This window comes from Microbacterium sp. SLBN-111 (assembly GCF_049739645.1).
GTDB lineage: Bacteria > Actinomycetota > Actinomycetes > Actinomycetales > Microbacteriaceae > Microbacterium.
The window spans coordinates 3,098,781-3,115,081 of the sequence record NZ_JBMGQH010000001.1; the positions used below are offsets into that span (position 1 = coordinate 3,098,781).

The window sequence follows — 16,301 nt, forward strand, 5'->3', positions numbered from 1 at the left end:
AACGACTTAGGAGACGCCACACCATGGCAAACTTCACGATCGCCGACATCAAGGCCCTGCGCGAGCAGCTCGGCACCGGCATGGTCGACACCAAGAAGGCGCTCGAAGAGGCCGACGGCGACGTCGAGAAGGCCGTCGAGATCCTCCGCCTCAAGGGCGCGAAGGGTAACGCCAAGCGCGCCGACCGCTCCACGAGCGAGGGCCTCGTCACCGCCCGCGAGACCGAGGGCGCCGTGACGCTGCTCGAGCTCGCCTGCGAGACCGACTTCGTCGCCAAGAACGACCGCTTCATCGCGCTGGCCGACAAGGTCGTCGCCGCGGCTTCCGCCGCCGGTGCCGACTCGGTCGAGGCCGCCCTCGCCGCCGACGCCGACGGCCAGACCGTCGAGCAGCTCATCTCGGACGAGGCCGCCATCATCGGCGAGAAGGTCGAGCTCCGTCGCGTCCGCACCATCCGCGGCGAGAAGTTCGAGGTCTACCTGCACAAGACCAGCAAGGACCTCCCGCCCCAGGTCGGCGTCGTCCTCGCCTACACCGGCGACGACGCGGAGACGGCTCGCTCCATCGCGCAGCACATCTCCTTCGCCAACCCCTCGTTCCTCACCCGTGACGACGTGCCCGAGGCCGACGTCGAGAAGGAGCGCGAGATCGTCACCGAGATCTCCCGCAACGAGGGCAAGCCCGAGGCTGCGCTCCCGAAGATCGTCGAGGGCCGCGTGAACGCGTTCTTCAAGCAGGTCGCCCTCCTCGACCAGGACTACGCGAAGGACAACAAGCTGTCCGTCGCGAAGGTCGCCTCCGACGCCGGTCTCACGCTGACCGACTTCGCCCGCTTCAAGGTCGGCGCGTAAGCACCGATGACAAGGCCCGGGATGCCATGGCATCCCGGGCCTTTTCCCTGCGCGCGTGGCGTATCGGTCGCGTCGGCGGGGGAGATAGTTTGAACCAGACGAGAGGACATGACACGTGATCGATGAAGCGACCCGGCGCCGCCGCGTTCTGCTCAAACTGTCCGGTGAGGCCTTCGGTGGGGGACAGCTCGGGGTCAATCCCGACGTCGTCAGCCAGATCGCCCGAGAGATCGCCGAGGCGGTGGATCGCGTGGAGATCGCGATCGTCGTCGGTGGGGGCAACTTCTTCCGCGGGGCGGAACTCAGCCAGCGCGGCATGGACCGCGGCCGTGCCGACTACATGGGCATGCTCGGCACCGTCATGAACTCGCTCGCGCTGCAGGACTTCCTCGAGCAGGCGGGTGCCGCGACGCGCGTGCAGTCCGCCATCTCGATGACCCAGGTCGCCGAGCCCTACATTCCCCGTCGCGCGCAGCGGCACATGGAGAAGGGCCGCATCGTCATCTTCGGTGCCGGCGCGGGCCTGCCGTACTTCTCCACCGACACCGTCGCCGCCCAGCGTGCGCTCGAGATCGGCGCGTCCGAGGTGCTCGTCGCCAAGAACGGCGTCGACGGCGTCTACACCGCCGACCCCCGAGTGGATGCCACGGCCACCAAGCTCGACCACCTGACGTACGGTGACGCCCTCCAGAAGGGCCTCAAGGTCGTCGACTCGACCGCGTTCAGCCTCTGCATGGACAACGGCATGGACATGCGCGTGTTCGGCATGGAGCCCGCGGGCAATGTCACCCGGGCTCTCCTCGGCGAGCCCATCGGGACGCTCGTCACGTCGTGATCCGGCGCGCGGGCCCGGGTGCCGGGCCCGCGCGCGATTAGACTGAGACGTCAGCCCCAACGAATGGAGTCACCGTGATCGCCGATGTCCTGGCCGATGCCGGAGCCCGCATGGACCGCGCCGTGGAGGCCGCGAAGGAGGACTTCGCCACCGTCCGCACCGGGCGCGCGAACCCCCAGATGTTCCAGAAGGTCCTGGTCGACTACTACGGCTCGCCGACCCCGCTGGCGCAGCTCGCCTCGCTGAACAACCCCGAGGCCCGCACGCTGGTGGTGAACCCCTACGACAAGTCGGCGCTCAAGGCCATCGAGCAGGCGATCCGTGACATGCCGAACCTCGGCGTCAACCCGACGAACGACGGCAACATCGTCCGCATCACGATGCCCGAGCTGACCGAGGACCGCCGCAAGGAGTACGTCAAGCTCGTCCGCAGCAAGGGCGAGGACGCCAAGGTGCAGGTGCGCAACCTCCGCCGCAAGGCCAAGGACGACCTGGATGCGCTGAAGAACGAGGTCGGCGAAGACGAGCTCGTCCGCGCCGAGAAGGAACTCGACGGTGTGACCCGTTCGCACGTCGACGCGATCGACGAGGCTCTCAAGCGCAAAGAGGCCGAACTGCTCGAGGTCTGACCGATGACCGAAGCCCCCGACGCGGACGAGCCGTCGTCCGCCGCGCCGCCCTCCCGACGGAGGGGCGATGCCGCGCGTCGTGCACCGGCCACCGGTGAGACGGCGGCGGCGATCGAGTCGCAGCTGCGCGCGATGCGGACGGATGCCGAGCACCACATCGCCCAGGCCCGGGCGGAGTTCGATCAGGCCAACGAGCGAATCAAGCAGCGCACCGGTCGCGATCTGATCCTCGCGATCCTCATCGGCGTCGCGATCGGCGTCGTGGTCGTGGCCTCGCTGATCTTCGTGAAGTGGCTGTTCGCGTTCTTCGCGCTCGGCGCGATGGTGCTCGGGGTGCTCGAGTTCTCCCGCGCACTGCAGGTGTCGGGCCGTCGGGTCGACCTCGTCCCGCAGCTGGCCGCGGGCGTCCTGCTGCTCGCCAGCGGATACCTCGCGGGCCTCTGGATGCACTGGGTGGCCACGCTCGTCGCGGTCGCTCTCGTGGTCGTCTGGCGCCTCGTCGCACAGATGCACGCGGGCGATGGACGAGCCCACAACGAGGTGTTCGCGGACGTCCTGGTGGCGGTCTTCGTGCAGCTCTACGTCCCCTTCCTGACGAGCATGGCTCTGATCCTGCTCGCCGAGGACGGCGGCGAATGGTGGGTGCTGGCCTTCCTCGTGCTCGCCGTCGTGGCAGACACCGGCGCCTATGTGTCGGGCCTCACTTTCGGCCGCGGCGGACGGCATCCCATGGCTCCCCGCATCAGCCCGAAGAAGACGTGGGAGGGATTCGCAGGCGCGTTCGTCGCCGCCCTCGCCGCCGGCGTGCTGCTGGCGGTGTTCATGCTCGGGGTGCCGTGGTGGGCCGGTCTGATCTTCGGTGCCGTGGTGCTGGCCACCGCGACGGTGGGTGACCTCGGCGAGTCGATGCTGAAGCGCGACCTCGGCATCAAGGACATGAGTTCGTGGCTCCCCGGACACGGCGGTGTGCTCGACCGGCTCGACTCGATCCTGCCGTCCGCGACCGCCGCGCTGGCGCTCTACTACCTCCTCTCGCCCCTGGGAGTGTCATGACCGAGACCGAGACCTCACGCCCGGCACGCTCGACGCCGTTCCCCGACGCGCCGCGGCGCAAGAAGGGGTACGAGAAGCGCGCTGTCGACACCTTCCTCGAGAAGGCCCGCGACGCGTTCGAGGCCGACGAGCCCGGCGCGCTCCGCTCGACGGAGGTGCGCGAGGCATCCTTCCCCCTGGTGCGCGGTGGCTACGCCATCGGACCGGTGGATGCCGCGCTCGGACGCGTCGAGGACGCTTTCGCTGCGCGGGAGCGCGAATACGCGCTGGCCCGGCTCGGTGCCCGCGCCTGGGTGGCCGAGACGCGGGACACGGCCCAGGTCGTGCTCGACCGGCTGTCGCGGCCGCGTCGGGCGCGGTTCGAGAGAGTCGGCGTCCTGAACTTCGGCTACGCCGTCGACGAGGTCGACATCGTCGCCGACCGCATCTCGCGGTACCTCTCCGCGGGCGACCCCGTGACGGCCGAACAGGTGCGTTCCGTGGCGTTCCGCGTGGAGCGCAACGGCTACCGCGAGGCGCAGGTCGATGCGGTCCTGGACGCCGTCGTCGAGGTCATGCTCGCGATCGGCTGAACCCCGCCTCCCCTGATGATGAACCCATCGGTAGAATCGACCCCACTGTGACTTCCGGATCCGACCTCACGCGTGCGTCCTCTCGACGTGTGGCCCGTCGCGGCCACACCGTCGTCGACGTTGTGCACCCGGGTCCGGCGGGCCGTCGCGGCCCGCACTGGACGCGTCGACGCGGAGTCGTCACGGTCTTCGCGGCCTGCGCAGCGCTGGCTTTCACGGGAGCCTACGTCGGCCCGATGGGCGGCGCGATCTCGCGGGCGCAGGCCGAGGAGCCCAAGACCGTGACGCTGTACGCCGAGGGACTCGGCGACGTGCAGCAGGTCTCCGTCGGTGGCGACAAGCAGGCTCCGACGCTCGACCGCTCGAGCTACAACGTCTACGTCAAGCCGAAGCCCACCCCGACGCCCACGCCCACCGAGAAGAAGAAGACCTCGGGTTCGGATGCGTCGAGCGGAGGCGGCGGCCCCGTCCTGTATTCCGGCGGCGGTGCGCCCAGTGAATGGATGGCTGCGGCGGGCATCTCCGAGTCCGACATGGGCTACGTCGACTACATCGTGAGCCGTGAGAGCGGCTGGAACCCGAACGCGACCAACCGTTCGTCGGGCGCGTGCGGGCTGGTGCAGGCGCTCCCGTGCGGCAAGGTGCCGGGCAACGGCTACGACCCGGTGGACAACCTGCGCTGGGGCACGGGCTACGCCACGAGCCGCTACGGCGGCTGGGCCGGGGCGTACGCGTTCTGGACCGCCAACCACTGGTGGTGACGGGCGCGTGCCCCGTTCCCGCAAGCGTCGGCCGTCGAGCGACCGTTCCGACGCCTCTCTCGATCGCCTGATCGCCGGTTGGAAGCGCACCGAGGTCAAGCGCGGCGCGGAATGGACCGTGCAGCCCCTCTCCGCCGCGCAGGCACAGAAGCCCTACATCTGCCCGGGGTGCGGCCGCACCGTCGAGGTGGGCGTCGCACACGTCGTCGTATGGCGTGCGGACGGCGTCCTGGGGGACTCGGCGGATCTCGCCGCACGTCGCCACTGGCACACGCACTGTTGGAGGATCGCCTGATGGAGATACGCGGACCCGTGCTGCTTCCCGCTCGCCGGGAGGACATCGAGTTGACGACCGTCGACGGGCTGACGCTCGTGGGTGAACTGGCCCTGCCGGAGGAGCGCGAGCCGGTCGCGACGCTCGTGACCCTGCACCCGCTCCCGACCGCGGGCGGCTTCATGGACTCGCACATCCTCCGCAAGGCCGCCGGGCGGCTGCCCGCGCTGGCCGATCTCGCGGTGCTGCGCTTCAACACGCGGGGCACCTCGTCTCCGCGCGGGACGAGCGAGGGCACGTTCGACGGGGGAGCGGCCGAGGTCTTCGACGTCGCCGCGGCGGTCGACTTCGTGCGCGAACGCGGGCTTCCGCGGCCGTGGCTCGTCGGCTGGTCGTTCGGCACCGAGCTGGCGCTGAAGTACGGGCGCGATCACGACATCGAGGGCGTCATCCTGCTCTCGCCGCCCCTGCACCGCGCCACCGCCGAGGAGGTCGCGGCGTGGGCGGGCGACGGGCGCCGCATGGTCGTGCTCGTGCCCGAGTTCGACGACTACCTCCGCCCCGACGAGGCGCGCGAACGCTTCGCCTCGGTGCCCCACGCGAATCTCATCGCCGTGGAGGGCGGCAAGCACCTGTGGGTGGGGGAGACTCAGACGCGGCGCGTGCTCACCGAGATCGTCGCGGCCGTGAACCCCGATGCGCTGCCGCTCCCGGTCGAGTGGGACGGGCCGGTCGCCGACTGAGCCTCAGCGCTCGTTCTGCCGCGGGATGATGACCTCCCGGTAGATGATCAGGATGCTCGCCGCCACCGGGATCGCGATGAGTGCGCCCAGCAGGTTGAGGAGCGCCCCGCCCGCGAGCGCCGAGATCACCACGACCGAGCCGGGGACGGACACCGCGCGGTTCATGATGCGCGGCGAGATGACATACGCCTCGACCTGCATGTACACGAGGTAGTAGATCGCCGCGATCAGGGCGATCGTGGGGGACCCGAGCCCCGGGATCAGGCAGGTCAGCACGATGATCGTCGAGCCGGTCAGGGTTCCCACGAGCGGGATCAGCGAGAAGAAGAACGCGATCACCGCGAGCACCGCGGGGAAGGGCGCCTTGATGATGCTCAGGAAGATCGCGCTCAGGATGCCGTTGATCACGCCGAGGCTGACCTGCCCCATAACGTAATAGCCGACGGAGTCGGTGATCTTCTCGGACAGCTCGATGAAGCGCGCGCGCTTGGAGGCGGGAACGAGCTGATAGACGGCGGACTTCAGCGACGGAGTCGACGCGGTGAAGTAGATCGTGAGGATGAGCACGATGAACGCGCCGCCCAGCCCGGCCGCGACGGCGCCGCCGACCGTCAGCAGGCTGTTTCCGATCATCGTGGAGATCGACCCGACGTCCAGCGTCGAGAACCAGTGCTGGACGCCCGCCCACAGCTCGTCCAGCCGCAGCCAGGGGAAGTTCGCGGTCGCCCACTGCTGCACGCCCGTGACGATCTCGTTCCACTTGCCGGGTTGCAGCAGGTTCTGGATCTGATCCACGAGTTGCGCGATCTGGCTCACGATGATCGGGACGATCATGAAGATGATGCCGGCGAAGACGCCCAGGACGCCCAGGATCGTGAGCAGCACGGCCGCCCAACGCGGCAGACCCCGCCGCTCGAGGAACGACACGACCGGGTCGAGACCGAGCGACAGGAACAGCGCCGTTCCGACGTACAGCAGGATCGTGGAGAGGTTCTGCACGCTGCCGATGACGAGCAGCCCGACTCCGACGCCGAGGGTCGCGAGCAGCGCGACCCGGAAAGGATTGTGGATCTTCATCCGCAGCGACTCCTGCCTCCGGAGGGCGACGTGCCCATCCGCACAGGATACTGAGCGCGGCTCGCAGAACGGGACCGCCGGGCCTACCCGCGAACTTTCAGCCGAGCTCGGCTAGTCTGAAACGTCGATTCTTCGGTGGCCGCCGGTGTCGCCGGTGAGGATGGTGTGTAGCGTGAGATTCGTCTGGGCCGTGGTGGCGTTCGTCATCGCCGCCGCCATGATCGGCGCGGGCATTGCTCAGCGCACCGTCTTCCAGGGGCCCGCGGAGGCCACGGAGGCGATCCAGACCGACGGGTCCACGGCCTACACGCTGATCGACGGTGCCGTTCTCACCAGCCTGCCGGGGGCGCAATCGCTCCGCGTCGAGGGCACGGGTGCCGTGTTCGTCTCCTACGCCCGCACCAGCGACGTGAAGGCCTGGCTCGCGGACGTCCCGTACACCGCCGTGACCCCGGGCGGCGACCCGGACACCGCCACGACCGCGCTCGTTCCCGCGTCGACCGCGGCGCCGTCGGGTGACGCCACGACCGCGCGGACCCCCGTGGGCTCCGACCTGTGGCTCGACGAATACCAGCAGACCGGCTCGTTCAGCACGACGCTGCAGCTGCCGTCCGACATGAGCGTCCTCGTCGCGAGCGACGGCAGTGCCCCGGCGCCCACGAACATCACCCTCACGTGGCCGATCGACAACTCGACGCCGTGGGCCGGGCCGCTGATCGCCGGAGGCGGCGTCGCGCTCCTCGCCGGCATCGTGCTGTACCTCCTCGGCATCCTGCACGTCCGCCGCTCCCGACGCCCGCGTCGCAAGGGTCTCCCGCTCCCCGTCACCGAGCCGATCTCGATCGCCGACACGGATGCCGAGGCGAAGGGCGTCATCAGCTCGACGCCGTCGCGCCGCAGCCTCGGCGCCCCGGGCCCGCGACGTCGTTCGCTGATCGCGGTGCCCGCGGTCGGTGTGTCGCTGGCGCTCCTTTCCGGCTGCTCGGCCGACGCGTGGCCGCAGATCGCCGCGAGCGACACCCCGAGTGCGTCGCCGACCGTCATCGTCCCGGAGGGTCAGTTCCCGCCGGTCGTCACCGAGAGCCAGGCCGCGAGAATCGTGTCGCGGATCTCCGCCACCGTCGCTCAGGCGGACTCGGCCATGGACGAGAACGCGGCCGCGACGCGCCTGACCGGCCCGGCGCTGGCCGAGCGCAAGACCAACTACGCGCTCCGCAAGGCCATCCCCGACCGCCCGGCACTACCGGCGATCCCCGCGGAGCCGGTGCAGATCACCCTTCCGCAGACCACGGAGGGCTGGCCTCGCACGGTCATGACCGTCGTCGAATCCGCGGATGCCACGGCCCCCACGACCTCGATCATGATGATGACGCAGGACGACCCGTGGTCGGAGTACCGCGTGTCCTACATCGGCAACCTCGAGGCATCCACGAATCTGCCCGAGCTCGCCGCACCGTACGTCGGCGCGACGCAGGTTCCGCCGGACTCGTCGTTCCTCGTGATGGCACCCAACAAGATCGCGACCGCTTACGCGGACCTCATCAACAACGGCCAGAACAGCGCGTCGTGGGGTTCGTTCGACACCGCGAACGATCTGCTGCTGCCGGCGATCGAGGAGAACAAGAAGAACCGCACCGACGAGCTGAACCAGACGGGCAAGGACACCGCTCAGATCAGCTTCTCGGCCGCTGCCGGTCCCGCGTCGCCGATCGCGCTGGCGACTCTCGACACGGGCGCGATCGTCGCGGTCAACGTCTACGAGAGCGACACGGCGAAGCCGACCAACCCGGATGCCGTCATCAAGCTCGACAACAACCCCGCCGTAAAGGCGCTCACCGGCGTCGACCAGTCGGCGACGGGGTTCACCACGACCTACACCGACCAGATCTTCTTCTACGTGCCCAGCCAGGGATCGAACGACAAGATCCGACTGCTGGGCTACCGTTCCAGCCTCCTCGAAGCGAAGGTGTCTCCGTGAGCACTCCGACCCCCGGTTCCGTTCTGCGCGGCGCCGTCGACCTCTCGTCGCTGCGCAACCGTCCTCAGCCGCCCGCCGCGCCCGCGCAGGGTGCCGCTCCGGCCGCTGCGGGAGGCGCCCCCGCGTCGTCCCTCGTGTTCGATGTCACCGATGCGTCGTTCGGTCAGGTCCTCGAACTCTCGCGCAGCGTGCCCGTCGTCGTCGACCTGTGGGCAGAGTGGTGCGGTCCCTGCAAGCAGCTGAGCCCCGTCCTCGAGAAGGTCGTCGTCGAGCTCGCCGGCAAGGTCGTGCTCGCCAAGGTCGATGTCGACGCGAACCCGCAGCTCGCCCAGGGCTTCCGGGCCCAGTCGATTCCGATGGTCGTCGCGCTCGTCGCGGGGCAGCCGGTGCCGCTGTTCACCGGTGCCGTGCCCGAGCAGCAGGTGCGCGAAGTCTTCGCCCAGCTGCTGCAGCTCGCGGCGCAGCACGGCGTCACCGGAACGGTTCCCGTCGACGGCGCTGACGCCGGTGCCGAGGAGCCCGCGGAGCAGCCGTTGCCGCCGCTCCACGCCGAGGCCTTCGCCGCCATCGAAGAGGGCGACTACCCGCGCGCGATCGCCGCGTACGAGAAGGCCCTCGCCGAGAACCCGCGCGACGCGGACGCCCGCGCCGGTCTCGGCCAGGTGCGACTGCTCGACCGCGTCCAGGGCGTCGACCTGCAGGCTGCCCGCGCCGCCGCGGCGGCAGCCCCCACCGACCCCGACGCGCAGTTCGTGGTCGCCGACCTGGACATCGCCGGCGGCCACGTCGAAGACGCCTTCGGGCGCCTCCTCGACCTATTCGCGGTGCTCCCGTCGGACGAGCGGGCGCCGGTGCGCGAACGTCTGCTCGAGCTGTTCGGTCTCATCGGCGACGAGGACCCCCCGGGTGATCCGCGCGCGGTCGCGACTGGCATCCCTCCTGTTCTGATTCCACGAGAAATGGCCCCGTCTTCGGACGGGGCCATTTCTCGTCGTCGGGGCTCAGCCCGCGCGGTGGTGCAGCCAGAGCACACCGAGCGGCGGGAGCGTCAGGACCGCGCTGCCGCGCCCGTCGGTCGTGACCGCGCCGAGGTTGCCCTGGCCCGAGCCGCCGAACGCCTCGGCGTCGCTGTTGAGCACCTCGGTCCACGTGCCGGCTTCGGGGAGGTCCAGCGGGAAGTCGCCGAGCGGCACACCCGAGAAGTTGCACACGACGGCGATGGTGTTGCCGTGGTGGTCGCGGCGCGCGAACGCGAGGACGTTCGGGTTCCACGCCGGCGCACCGAGGCGCGAGAACGCGGCACCGTCGTGGTCGCGCGACCACAGCGGGGCGTGGTCCTTGTAGACGCGGTTCAGCTCGCCGACGAAGGAGTGCAGCTGCGCGTGCGACGGCTGTTCGAGCATCCACCAGTCGAGTCCACGCGACTCGGACCACTCGGACATCTGCCCGAACTCCTGGCCCATGAACAACAGCTGCTTGCCCGGGTGACCCCACATGTACGCGAGGAACGCGCGCATGTTCGCGAGCTTCTGCCAGTGGTCGCCCGGCATGCGGCCGAAGAGGCTGCCCTTCCCGTGCACGACCTCGTCGTGGCTGATCGGCAGGATGAAGTTCTCGCTGAACGCGTACACGAACGAGAACGACAGCTCGCCCTCGTGGTGCGAGCGGTACATCGGGTCGCGCGCGATGTACTGGAGCGAGTCGTTCATCCAGCCCATGTTCCACTTGAACCCGAAGCCGAGTCCCGCGTGTGCGGTGGGGGCCGTGACGCCGGGGAAGCTCGTCGACTCCTCGGCGATCATGGCGATGCCCGGGTAGCGCTTGTAGGCGGTGGCGTTGACCTCCTGCAGGAACCGGATCGCCTCGAGGTTCTCGCGGCCGCCGAACTGGTTCGGGGCCCACTCGCCGTCGTTGCGGGAGTAATCGAGATAGAGCATGGATGCCACGGCATCCACGCGCAGTCCGTCGACGTGGAACTCCTCGAACCAGTACAGCGCGTTGGCGACCAGGAAGTTGCGGACCTCGTTGCGGCCGTAGTCGAAGATCAGCGTGCCCCAGTCCTTGTGCTCGCCGCGGCGGGGATCGGGGTGCTCGTAGAGGGCTTCGCCGTCGAACTTGGCGAGGGCGAAGTCGTCCTTGGGGAAGTGGCCGGGGACCCAGTCCATGATCACGCCGATGCCCGCCTGGTGCAGGCGGTCGATGAGGTAGCGCAGGTCGTCGGGGTCGCCGAACCGGCTCGTCGGGGCGTAGTAGCCCGACACCTGGTAGCCCCACGACCCGCCGAACGGGTGCTCGGCGAGGGGGAGGAACTCGACGTGGGTGAATCCCTGTGCGCCCACGTAGGCGATGATCTCGTCGGCCGCGGCGCGATACGACAGCCCGGGGCGCCATGACCCCAGGTGCAGCTCGTAGATCGACATCGGGCGGTCGATGGGGGCGGTGCGGGACCGCTCCTCGATCCACGTGTCGTCCTCCCACCGGTAGTCGGAGGTGGTGACGACGGATGCCGTCGCCGGCGGCGTCTCCGCCAGGCGCGCCATCGGGTCGGCCTTCTGGATCCACGCACCGGCGCGGGTGAGGATCTCGAACTTGTAGCGGGCGCCCACTCCGACCTCGGGGACGAAGAGCTCCCACACGCCGCTGCCGCCCATGGATCGCAGGGCGCTGCCGGTGCCGTCCCAGCCGTTGAAGTCGCCGATCACGCGGACGGCGCGGGCGTCGGGCGCCCACACCGTGAACGCCGTGCCGGTCGAGCCGTCGAGCTCGCGCACGTGCGCACCGAGGACGCGCCACAGCTCCTCGTGCCGACCCTCCGAGATGAGGTGCAGGTCGAGCTCGCCGAGCGAGGGGACGTGCCGGTAGGGGTCATCGGCGACGTGGTCCGCCCCGCCGTCGTACGTCGCGCGCACGCGGTAGGTGCCGGGCGCTTCGTCGAGCACGCCCTCCCAGATACCCGAGCGGGTGTGCGTCAGCTCGACGCTCGTGCCGTCCTCGCGCTCCGCGACGACCTCCTTCGCGAGGGGCCGCCGCGTGCGGATCACCCAGCCGTCGGCGGTCTCGTGCACCCCGAGGACGCTGTGCGGGTCGTGGTGGGCGCCGTGGGCGACGGCGTCCAGGAGTTCGGGAGGAAGAGCGGTCATCGGGACTCCTTCACGTGCAGGATGTGCACGGGTTCGGCGAATGCGTCCAGGCGCACGAAGTTGTGGTCGGTCCAGGTCCAGACGGCACCCGTGATGAGGTCTTCGACCTCGTACGGCGTGCCGGGGTCGATGCCCCAGATCGTGGTGTCGAGGTGCACGGTCGTCTCGCGCGCCGAGTGGGGGTCGACGTTGGCCACGACGATGATCGTGTCGGAGGCGCCGGTCGGCGACAGTGCCGCGTCGAGGTGCTTGGCGTAGACGAGGATCGCGTCGTCGTCGCTCCACTGCACGTGCAGGTTGCGCAGCTGGCGGAGCGCGGGGTGCTCGCGCCGGATGCCGTTGAGGCGACGCAGGTACGGCGCGAGGGAGTCGCCCGCGGCCTCGGCGCCCGCCCAGTCGCGGAACTTGTACTCGTACTTCTCGTTGTCGATGTTCTCTTCCGAACCCGGCCGCGCGATGTTCTCGTACAGCTCGTACCCCGCGTAGACGCCGTACGTCGGCGCCGCGGTGGCCGCGAGGGCCGCGCGGATCTTGTAGGCCGGGCGCCCGCCGAACTGCAGGTACTCGGTGAGGATGTCGGGCGTGTTCACGAACAGGTTCGGCCGGAGGAAGTCGGCCGTCTCGTGGGCGAGACCGTCGAAGAACTCCTCGAGTTCCTGCTTGGTGTTGCGCCAAGTGAAGTACGTGTAGCTCTGCTGGAAACCGGCCATCGCCAGACCCTGCAGGGGAGCGGGGCGCGTGAAGGCCTCGGCGAGGAAGACAGCGTCGGGCTCCTCGGCGCTCACCGTCGCGATCAGCCATTCCCAGAACTGCAGGGGCTTGGTGTGCGGGTTGTCGACGCGGAAGATCTTCACGCCCTGCGCGATCCAGTGCCGCACGATGCGGAGGACCTCGGCCCGGATGCCGACGGGATCGTTGTCGAAGTTGACCGGGTAGATGTCCTGGTACTTCTTCGGCGGGTTCTCGGCGTAGGCGATCGAGCCGTCGGGCAGCGTCGTGAACCACTCGGGGTGTGCTGCGACCCACGGGTGGTCGGGCGAGGCCTGCAGCGCCAGGTCGAGCGCGACCTCGATGCCGTTCTCGCGCGCCGCGTCGACGAAGGCGCGGAAGTCCTCGAGGGTGCCGAGGTCGGGGTGGACGGTGTCGTGTCCGCCGGCCGGGCCGCCGATGGCCCACGGCGAGCCGGGGTCGCCGGGGGAGGTGACGAGGGTGTTGTTGGGGCCCTTGCGGTTCTGCTCGCCGATCGGGTGGATCGGGGGCAGATACAGCACGTCGAAGCCCATGTCGGCGACGCCGGGGAGGCGGTCGACGGCGGTGCGGAAAGTGCCGCTGATCACGGACCCGTCCTCGGCGCGCGTGGCGCCCTCGGAGCGCGGGAAGAACTCGTACCAGGCGCCCACACCGGCGCGTTCGCGCTCGACGAGGAGCTCGGCATCCTTCCCGGCCGACGTCAGGCCCATGAGCGGGCGGGCGTCGAAGATCGCCGCGATGGCGGGGTCGCGGACGACCTGCAGGGCGACGTCGTCGTGTGTGTCGGGGTCGCGCAGCGTGCGTGCCGCCTCGTACAGCACATCCTTGTCGGAACCCGGGCGCTTCTTCTCGCCGCGCGCGCGGTCGAAGAGCTGCGCTCCCATCTCGCGCATGAGCGCGGAGTCGACGCCCGCGGCGATCTTGAGGTCGGCGGCGTGCTCCCACGTCGCGAACTCGTCGGCGAACGCCTCGAAGCGGAACCGCCACACGCCCTGCTCGAGCGGGGCGATCAGCGTCGACCAGCGGTCGAACCCGTCGTTGAGCGGCGACAGGCGGTGCAGCGACTCGTCACCGGAGGGCGAGAAGAGCCGCACCTGCACGCCGATCTTGTCGTGCCCTTCCCGGAACGCCGTCACGGTGAAGGGGACGGCCTCACCGACGTACGCGGAGGGACGGAACTTCCCTCCCGGGACGGACGGATGCGGCAGCGCCAGCGGGATCCGCGGCGTAACCACCCCCTTCGAGGGCGTCGGTGTGATCGGACGCACGGGGATCGAGGCGGCGCTGCGCCAAGCGGGAACGGGCGTCGGGGTCGTCGTCGTGGTGGCCACGTTCCGAACCTATCGTGGGGCACCGACGTTCCCGCAGGGCTTGCCCCGGGCCTTGACAGAGTGACCGGGTTCGCCGACGGTGCGTGACGCTCGTGCGTGCACGTGGAACGCGCGCCGCGGGCGGCCCGCGCACCGGGAACGGGCGCCCCGGCCCGGTGGGCACCCGGCTCGCGCAGCCCCCGCCGTCAGTCCCGCGCGTCCACGCGGAAGAGTCGCATCGACGTGCCGACGAACGGCACGACATCGCCGGGCGCGAGGCGCGGCGTGTCGTCGGACGGCGCCTCGTCGGCGCTCGACCACAGCGACACGTACTCCACCTCGTCCGTCAGCACCGGCAGCGTCACGTCGATCGGACTCTCGTTCCCGTGCACGACGAGCAGGATGCGATTCGGTGCCTCGTTCTCGGGCGTCGAGGTCGCGAGGTACTGCAGCGTCCGGTGCGAGGGGTCGGTCCAGCGCTCGCTCGACATCGTCTCGCCGTGCTCGTCGAACCAATCCATGAGCGAGGCGGACGGGATGCGCTCCCCGAGTCGCGCGAAGCGGACGGGACGCAGCGCCGGGTTCTCGCGGCGCAGGCGCAGCAGCCGCTGCGTGTGGGCGAAGAGGTCTTCCTGCCAGGGCGCGAGGTCCCACGAGACCCAGGTCAGCGGCGTGTCGTGGCAGTAGGCGTTGTTGTTGCCGCGCTGCGTGCGCCCCAGTTCGTCGCCGGCCGTGATCATCGGCACCCCGGCCGAGAGCAGCAGCGTGCCGAGGAGGTTGCGCATCGCCTTCCGACGCGTCGCGAGGATGCGCGGATCGTCGGTCTTGCCCTCGGCGCCGTGGTTGTACGACCGGTTCGTGTCGGCGCCGTCGCGATTCTGCTCGCCGTTGCCGAGGTTGTGCTTGACGTCGTACGAGACGAGGTCGCGCAGCGTGAAGCCGTCGTGCGCCGTGACGAAATTGACGCTCGCGAGGGGCCCGCGCTCCTGGGAGAACGTGTTCGACGACCCGGCGAGGCGCGTCGCGAAGCCGCCGATGCCGACCGGAGCCGTGCTCGCGCGTCGGGCGTAGTCGACGTCGCTGAGCCAGAAGTTGCGGACCCGGTCGCGGTAGCGGTCGTTCCACTCCAGCCATCCGTCGCCGAAGGCGCCGGTCTGCCAGCCGCCCATCCCGACGTCCCACGGCTCGGCGATGAGCTTCGTCCCGGCGAGCACCGCGTCGTCGCGGATCGCGGTCAGCAACGGGTGATCCGGCGTGAAGGAGTGGTTCTCGTCGCGTCCGAGCGTGACGGCGAGGTCGAACCGGAAGCCGTCGATCTGCACGTCCTCGGCCCAGTAGCGCAGCGAGTCGAGCACGAGGCGGGCGGCGGCATCCGTCGAGGTGTTCACGGCGTTGCCGCACCCGGTCTCGTCGATGTAGACGCCCTCGTCGGTCTGGCGGTAGTACGAGCGGTTGTCGATGCCGCGGAAGCTCGACCGCGGTCCGCCGATGCCCTCCTCGGCGGTGTGGTTGTAGACGACGTCGAGGATGACCTCGAGCCCCGCCTCGTGCAGGAGCCGGACCATGCCCTTGAACTCGCGCAGCACGGCCTCTGGGCCCTCGGCGCGGCTCGCGGCCGTCGCGTAGGCGGCGTGCGGCGTGAAGAAGTTGAGGGAGTTGTAGCCCCAGTAGTTCGTCAGCCCGAGCTGCAGCAGTCGCGGCTCGGTCGCGTACGCGTGCACGGGCAGCAGCTCGACGCTCGTGATGCCGAGCGAGAGGTAGTGCTCGATCATGGCCGGGTGCGCGAGGCCGGCATACGTGCCGTGCAGGGCGGGAGGGACGAGCGGATGCCGCTTGGTCAGGCCCTTGACGTGTCCCTCGTAGATCACGGTGCGGTCCATCGGCACGCGGGGCTTAGCGACCCCGCCCCAGTCGAAGCCGCCGTCGACGACGACCGAGCGCCAGTCCGTGATGCCGCCCGACACGAGCCCGCGGGCGTAGGGGTCGAGGAGGAGCGTCTCGGGGTTGAACGTGTTGCCCGCGCCCTGCGGTCCCCCCACCCGCACGGCGTAGCGGGCACCGGGGCGCAGCAGCGGGGTCGAGGCCTCGAACACGCCGCTCCCGACCGCCGCCATCGGGATCGTCTCCACCGCCCAGTCGAGATCGATGTCGTCGAAGATCACCAGGTGCATGGCATCCGCGTGCGCCGACCACACCCGGAGGGTTCCGCCGTCGGGACCGAGTCGGACCCCGAGGTCGTCGAGCGATGACGAGAGCAGGGCGGGCTGGGCAGTCAGGGCCGCTTCGGGTGGGACCATGCGTCCTAGGGTAGTGAAGGTCACGGACGCG

At 69.9% G+C, this 16,301-nt stretch carries 13 protein-coding genes and 1 pseudogene; 10 read left to right on the plus strand and 4 right to left on the minus strand.

The features are described from left to right. Window positions 1-23: 23 nt before the first annotated feature. The 8 genes from tsf to RKD05_RS14445 all read left to right on the plus strand — a co-directional run bounded on the left by tsf (window position 24) and on the right by RKD05_RS14445 (window position 5,718). Window positions 24-851, plus strand: a complete 828-nt coding sequence (gene tsf, locus RKD05_RS14410; protein WP_022878892.1) for a translation elongation factor Ts — start codon at window positions 24-26, stop codon at window positions 849-851. Window positions 852-966: 115 nt separating this feature from the next. After that, entirely contained in the window at window positions 967-1,686 is a 720-nt protein-coding gene (gene pyrH, locus RKD05_RS14415; RefSeq protein WP_424710972.1) for a UMP kinase, read from the plus strand. A gap of 74 nt (window positions 1,687-1,760) precedes the next feature. Then, complete coding sequence (gene frr / locus RKD05_RS14420) at window positions 1,761-2,315, plus strand: ribosome recycling factor (protein WP_022878890.1); 555 nt, start codon at window positions 1,761-1,763, stop codon at window positions 2,313-2,315. A 3-nt stretch (window positions 2,316-2,318) separates the two neighbouring features. Continuing rightward, the gene (locus tag RKD05_RS14425) at window positions 2,319-3,368 is read left to right on the plus strand and encodes a phosphatidate cytidylyltransferase (RefSeq protein WP_424710974.1); all 1,050 of its coding nucleotides are present in this window, start codon (window positions 2,319-2,321) and stop codon (window positions 3,366-3,368) included. Then, window positions 3,365-3,940, plus strand: a complete 576-nt coding sequence (locus tag RKD05_RS14430) for a DivIVA domain-containing protein (RefSeq protein WP_424710976.1) — start codon at window positions 3,365-3,367, stop codon at window positions 3,938-3,940. The genes RKD05_RS14425 and RKD05_RS14430 overlap by 4 nt, the downstream gene beginning before the upstream one ends. Window positions 3,941-3,987: 47 nt before the next feature. Next, on the plus strand, window positions 3,988-4,701 hold the full coding sequence (locus tag RKD05_RS14435; RefSeq protein WP_424710978.1) for a transglycosylase SLT domain-containing protein: 714 nt from the start codon (window positions 3,988-3,990) through the stop codon (window positions 4,699-4,701). A 7-nt stretch (window positions 4,702-4,708) separates the two neighbouring features. Beyond that, entirely contained in the window at window positions 4,709-4,996 is a 288-nt protein-coding gene (locus RKD05_RS14440) for a hypothetical protein (protein ID WP_022878886.1), read from the plus strand. Then, window positions 4,996-5,718 carry an alpha/beta hydrolase gene (locus RKD05_RS14445; protein ID WP_424710980.1) on the plus strand — a complete coding sequence of 241 codons (723 nt, stop codon included), beginning with the start codon at window positions 4,996-4,998 and terminating at the stop codon, window positions 5,716-5,718. The genes RKD05_RS14440 and RKD05_RS14445 overlap by 1 nt, the downstream gene beginning before the upstream one ends. Window positions 5,719-5,721: 3 nt before the next feature. On the opposite strand, the gene RKD05_RS14450 is transcribed toward RKD05_RS14445, so the two are convergent. Further along, window positions 5,722-6,795 (minus strand): AI-2E family transporter, encoded by a 1,074-nt coding sequence (locus RKD05_RS14450; protein ID WP_424710981.1) that lies wholly within the window; start codon window positions 6,793-6,795, stop codon window positions 5,722-5,724. 172 nt (window positions 6,796-6,967) lie between these two features. On the opposite strand from RKD05_RS14450, the gene RKD05_RS14455 reads away from it, so the two are divergent. Together RKD05_RS14455 and RKD05_RS14460 are read left to right on the plus strand one after the other, a co-directional pair. Next, window positions 6,968-8,773 (plus strand): glycosyl transferase, encoded by a 1,806-nt coding sequence (locus RKD05_RS14455; protein WP_424710983.1) that lies wholly within the window; start codon window positions 6,968-6,970, stop codon window positions 8,771-8,773. Continuing rightward, window positions 8,770-9,721 (plus strand): annotated as a pseudogene (locus RKD05_RS14460) (tetratricopeptide repeat protein). The gene RKD05_RS14455 and the pseudogene RKD05_RS14460 overlap by 4 nt, the downstream one beginning before the upstream one ends. A 53-nt stretch (window positions 9,722-9,774) precedes the next feature. Here RKD05_RS14460 and glgB read toward each other — a convergent pair. The 3 genes from glgB to glgX form a co-directional block, all read right to left on the minus strand. Next, on the minus strand, window positions 9,775-11,913 hold the full coding sequence (glgB, locus tag RKD05_RS14465) for a 1,4-alpha-glucan branching protein GlgB (protein ID WP_424710984.1): 2,139 nt from the start codon (window positions 11,911-11,913) through the stop codon (window positions 9,775-9,777). Beyond that, window positions 11,910-13,898 carry a maltotransferase domain-containing protein gene (locus RKD05_RS14470; RefSeq protein WP_424711867.1) on the minus strand — a complete coding sequence of 663 codons (1,989 nt, stop codon included), beginning with the start codon at window positions 13,896-13,898 and terminating at the stop codon, window positions 11,910-11,912. The genes glgB and RKD05_RS14470 overlap by 4 nt, the downstream gene beginning before the upstream one ends. A gap of 281 nt (window positions 13,899-14,179) precedes the next feature. Further along, window positions 14,180-16,270, minus strand: a complete 2,091-nt coding sequence (glgX, locus tag RKD05_RS14475) for a glycogen debranching protein GlgX (protein WP_424710986.1) — start codon at window positions 16,268-16,270, stop codon at window positions 14,180-14,182. Window positions 16,271-16,301 lie beyond the last annotated feature (31 nt).

Excerpts from the sequence above, each read along its gene's own strand:
- glgX (WP_424710986.1), bottom strand. The coding sequence starts at position 16,270 with ATGGTCCCACCCGAAGCGGCCCTGACTGCCCAGCCCGCCCTGCTCTCG.
- RKD05_RS14450 (WP_424710981.1), bottom strand. The coding sequence starts at position 6,795 with ATGAAGATCCACAATCCTTTCCGGGTCGCGCTGCTCGCGACCCTCGGC.
- RKD05_RS14430 (WP_424710976.1), top strand. The coding sequence starts at position 3,365 with ATGACCGAGACCGAGACCTCACGCCCGGCACGCTCGACGCCGTTCCCC.
- tsf (WP_022878892.1), top strand. The coding sequence starts at position 24 with ATGGCAAACTTCACGATCGCCGACATCAAGGCCCTGCGCGAGCAGCTC.
- glgB (WP_424710984.1), bottom strand. The coding sequence starts at position 11,913 with ATGACCGCTCTTCCTCCCGAACTCCTGGACGCCGTCGCCCACGGCGCC.
- RKD05_RS14425 (WP_424710974.1), top strand. The coding sequence starts at position 2,319 with ATGACCGAAGCCCCCGACGCGGACGAGCCGTCGTCCGCCGCGCCGCCC.
- RKD05_RS14445 (WP_424710980.1), top strand. The coding sequence starts at position 4,996 with ATGGAGATACGCGGACCCGTGCTGCTTCCCGCTCGCCGGGAGGACATC.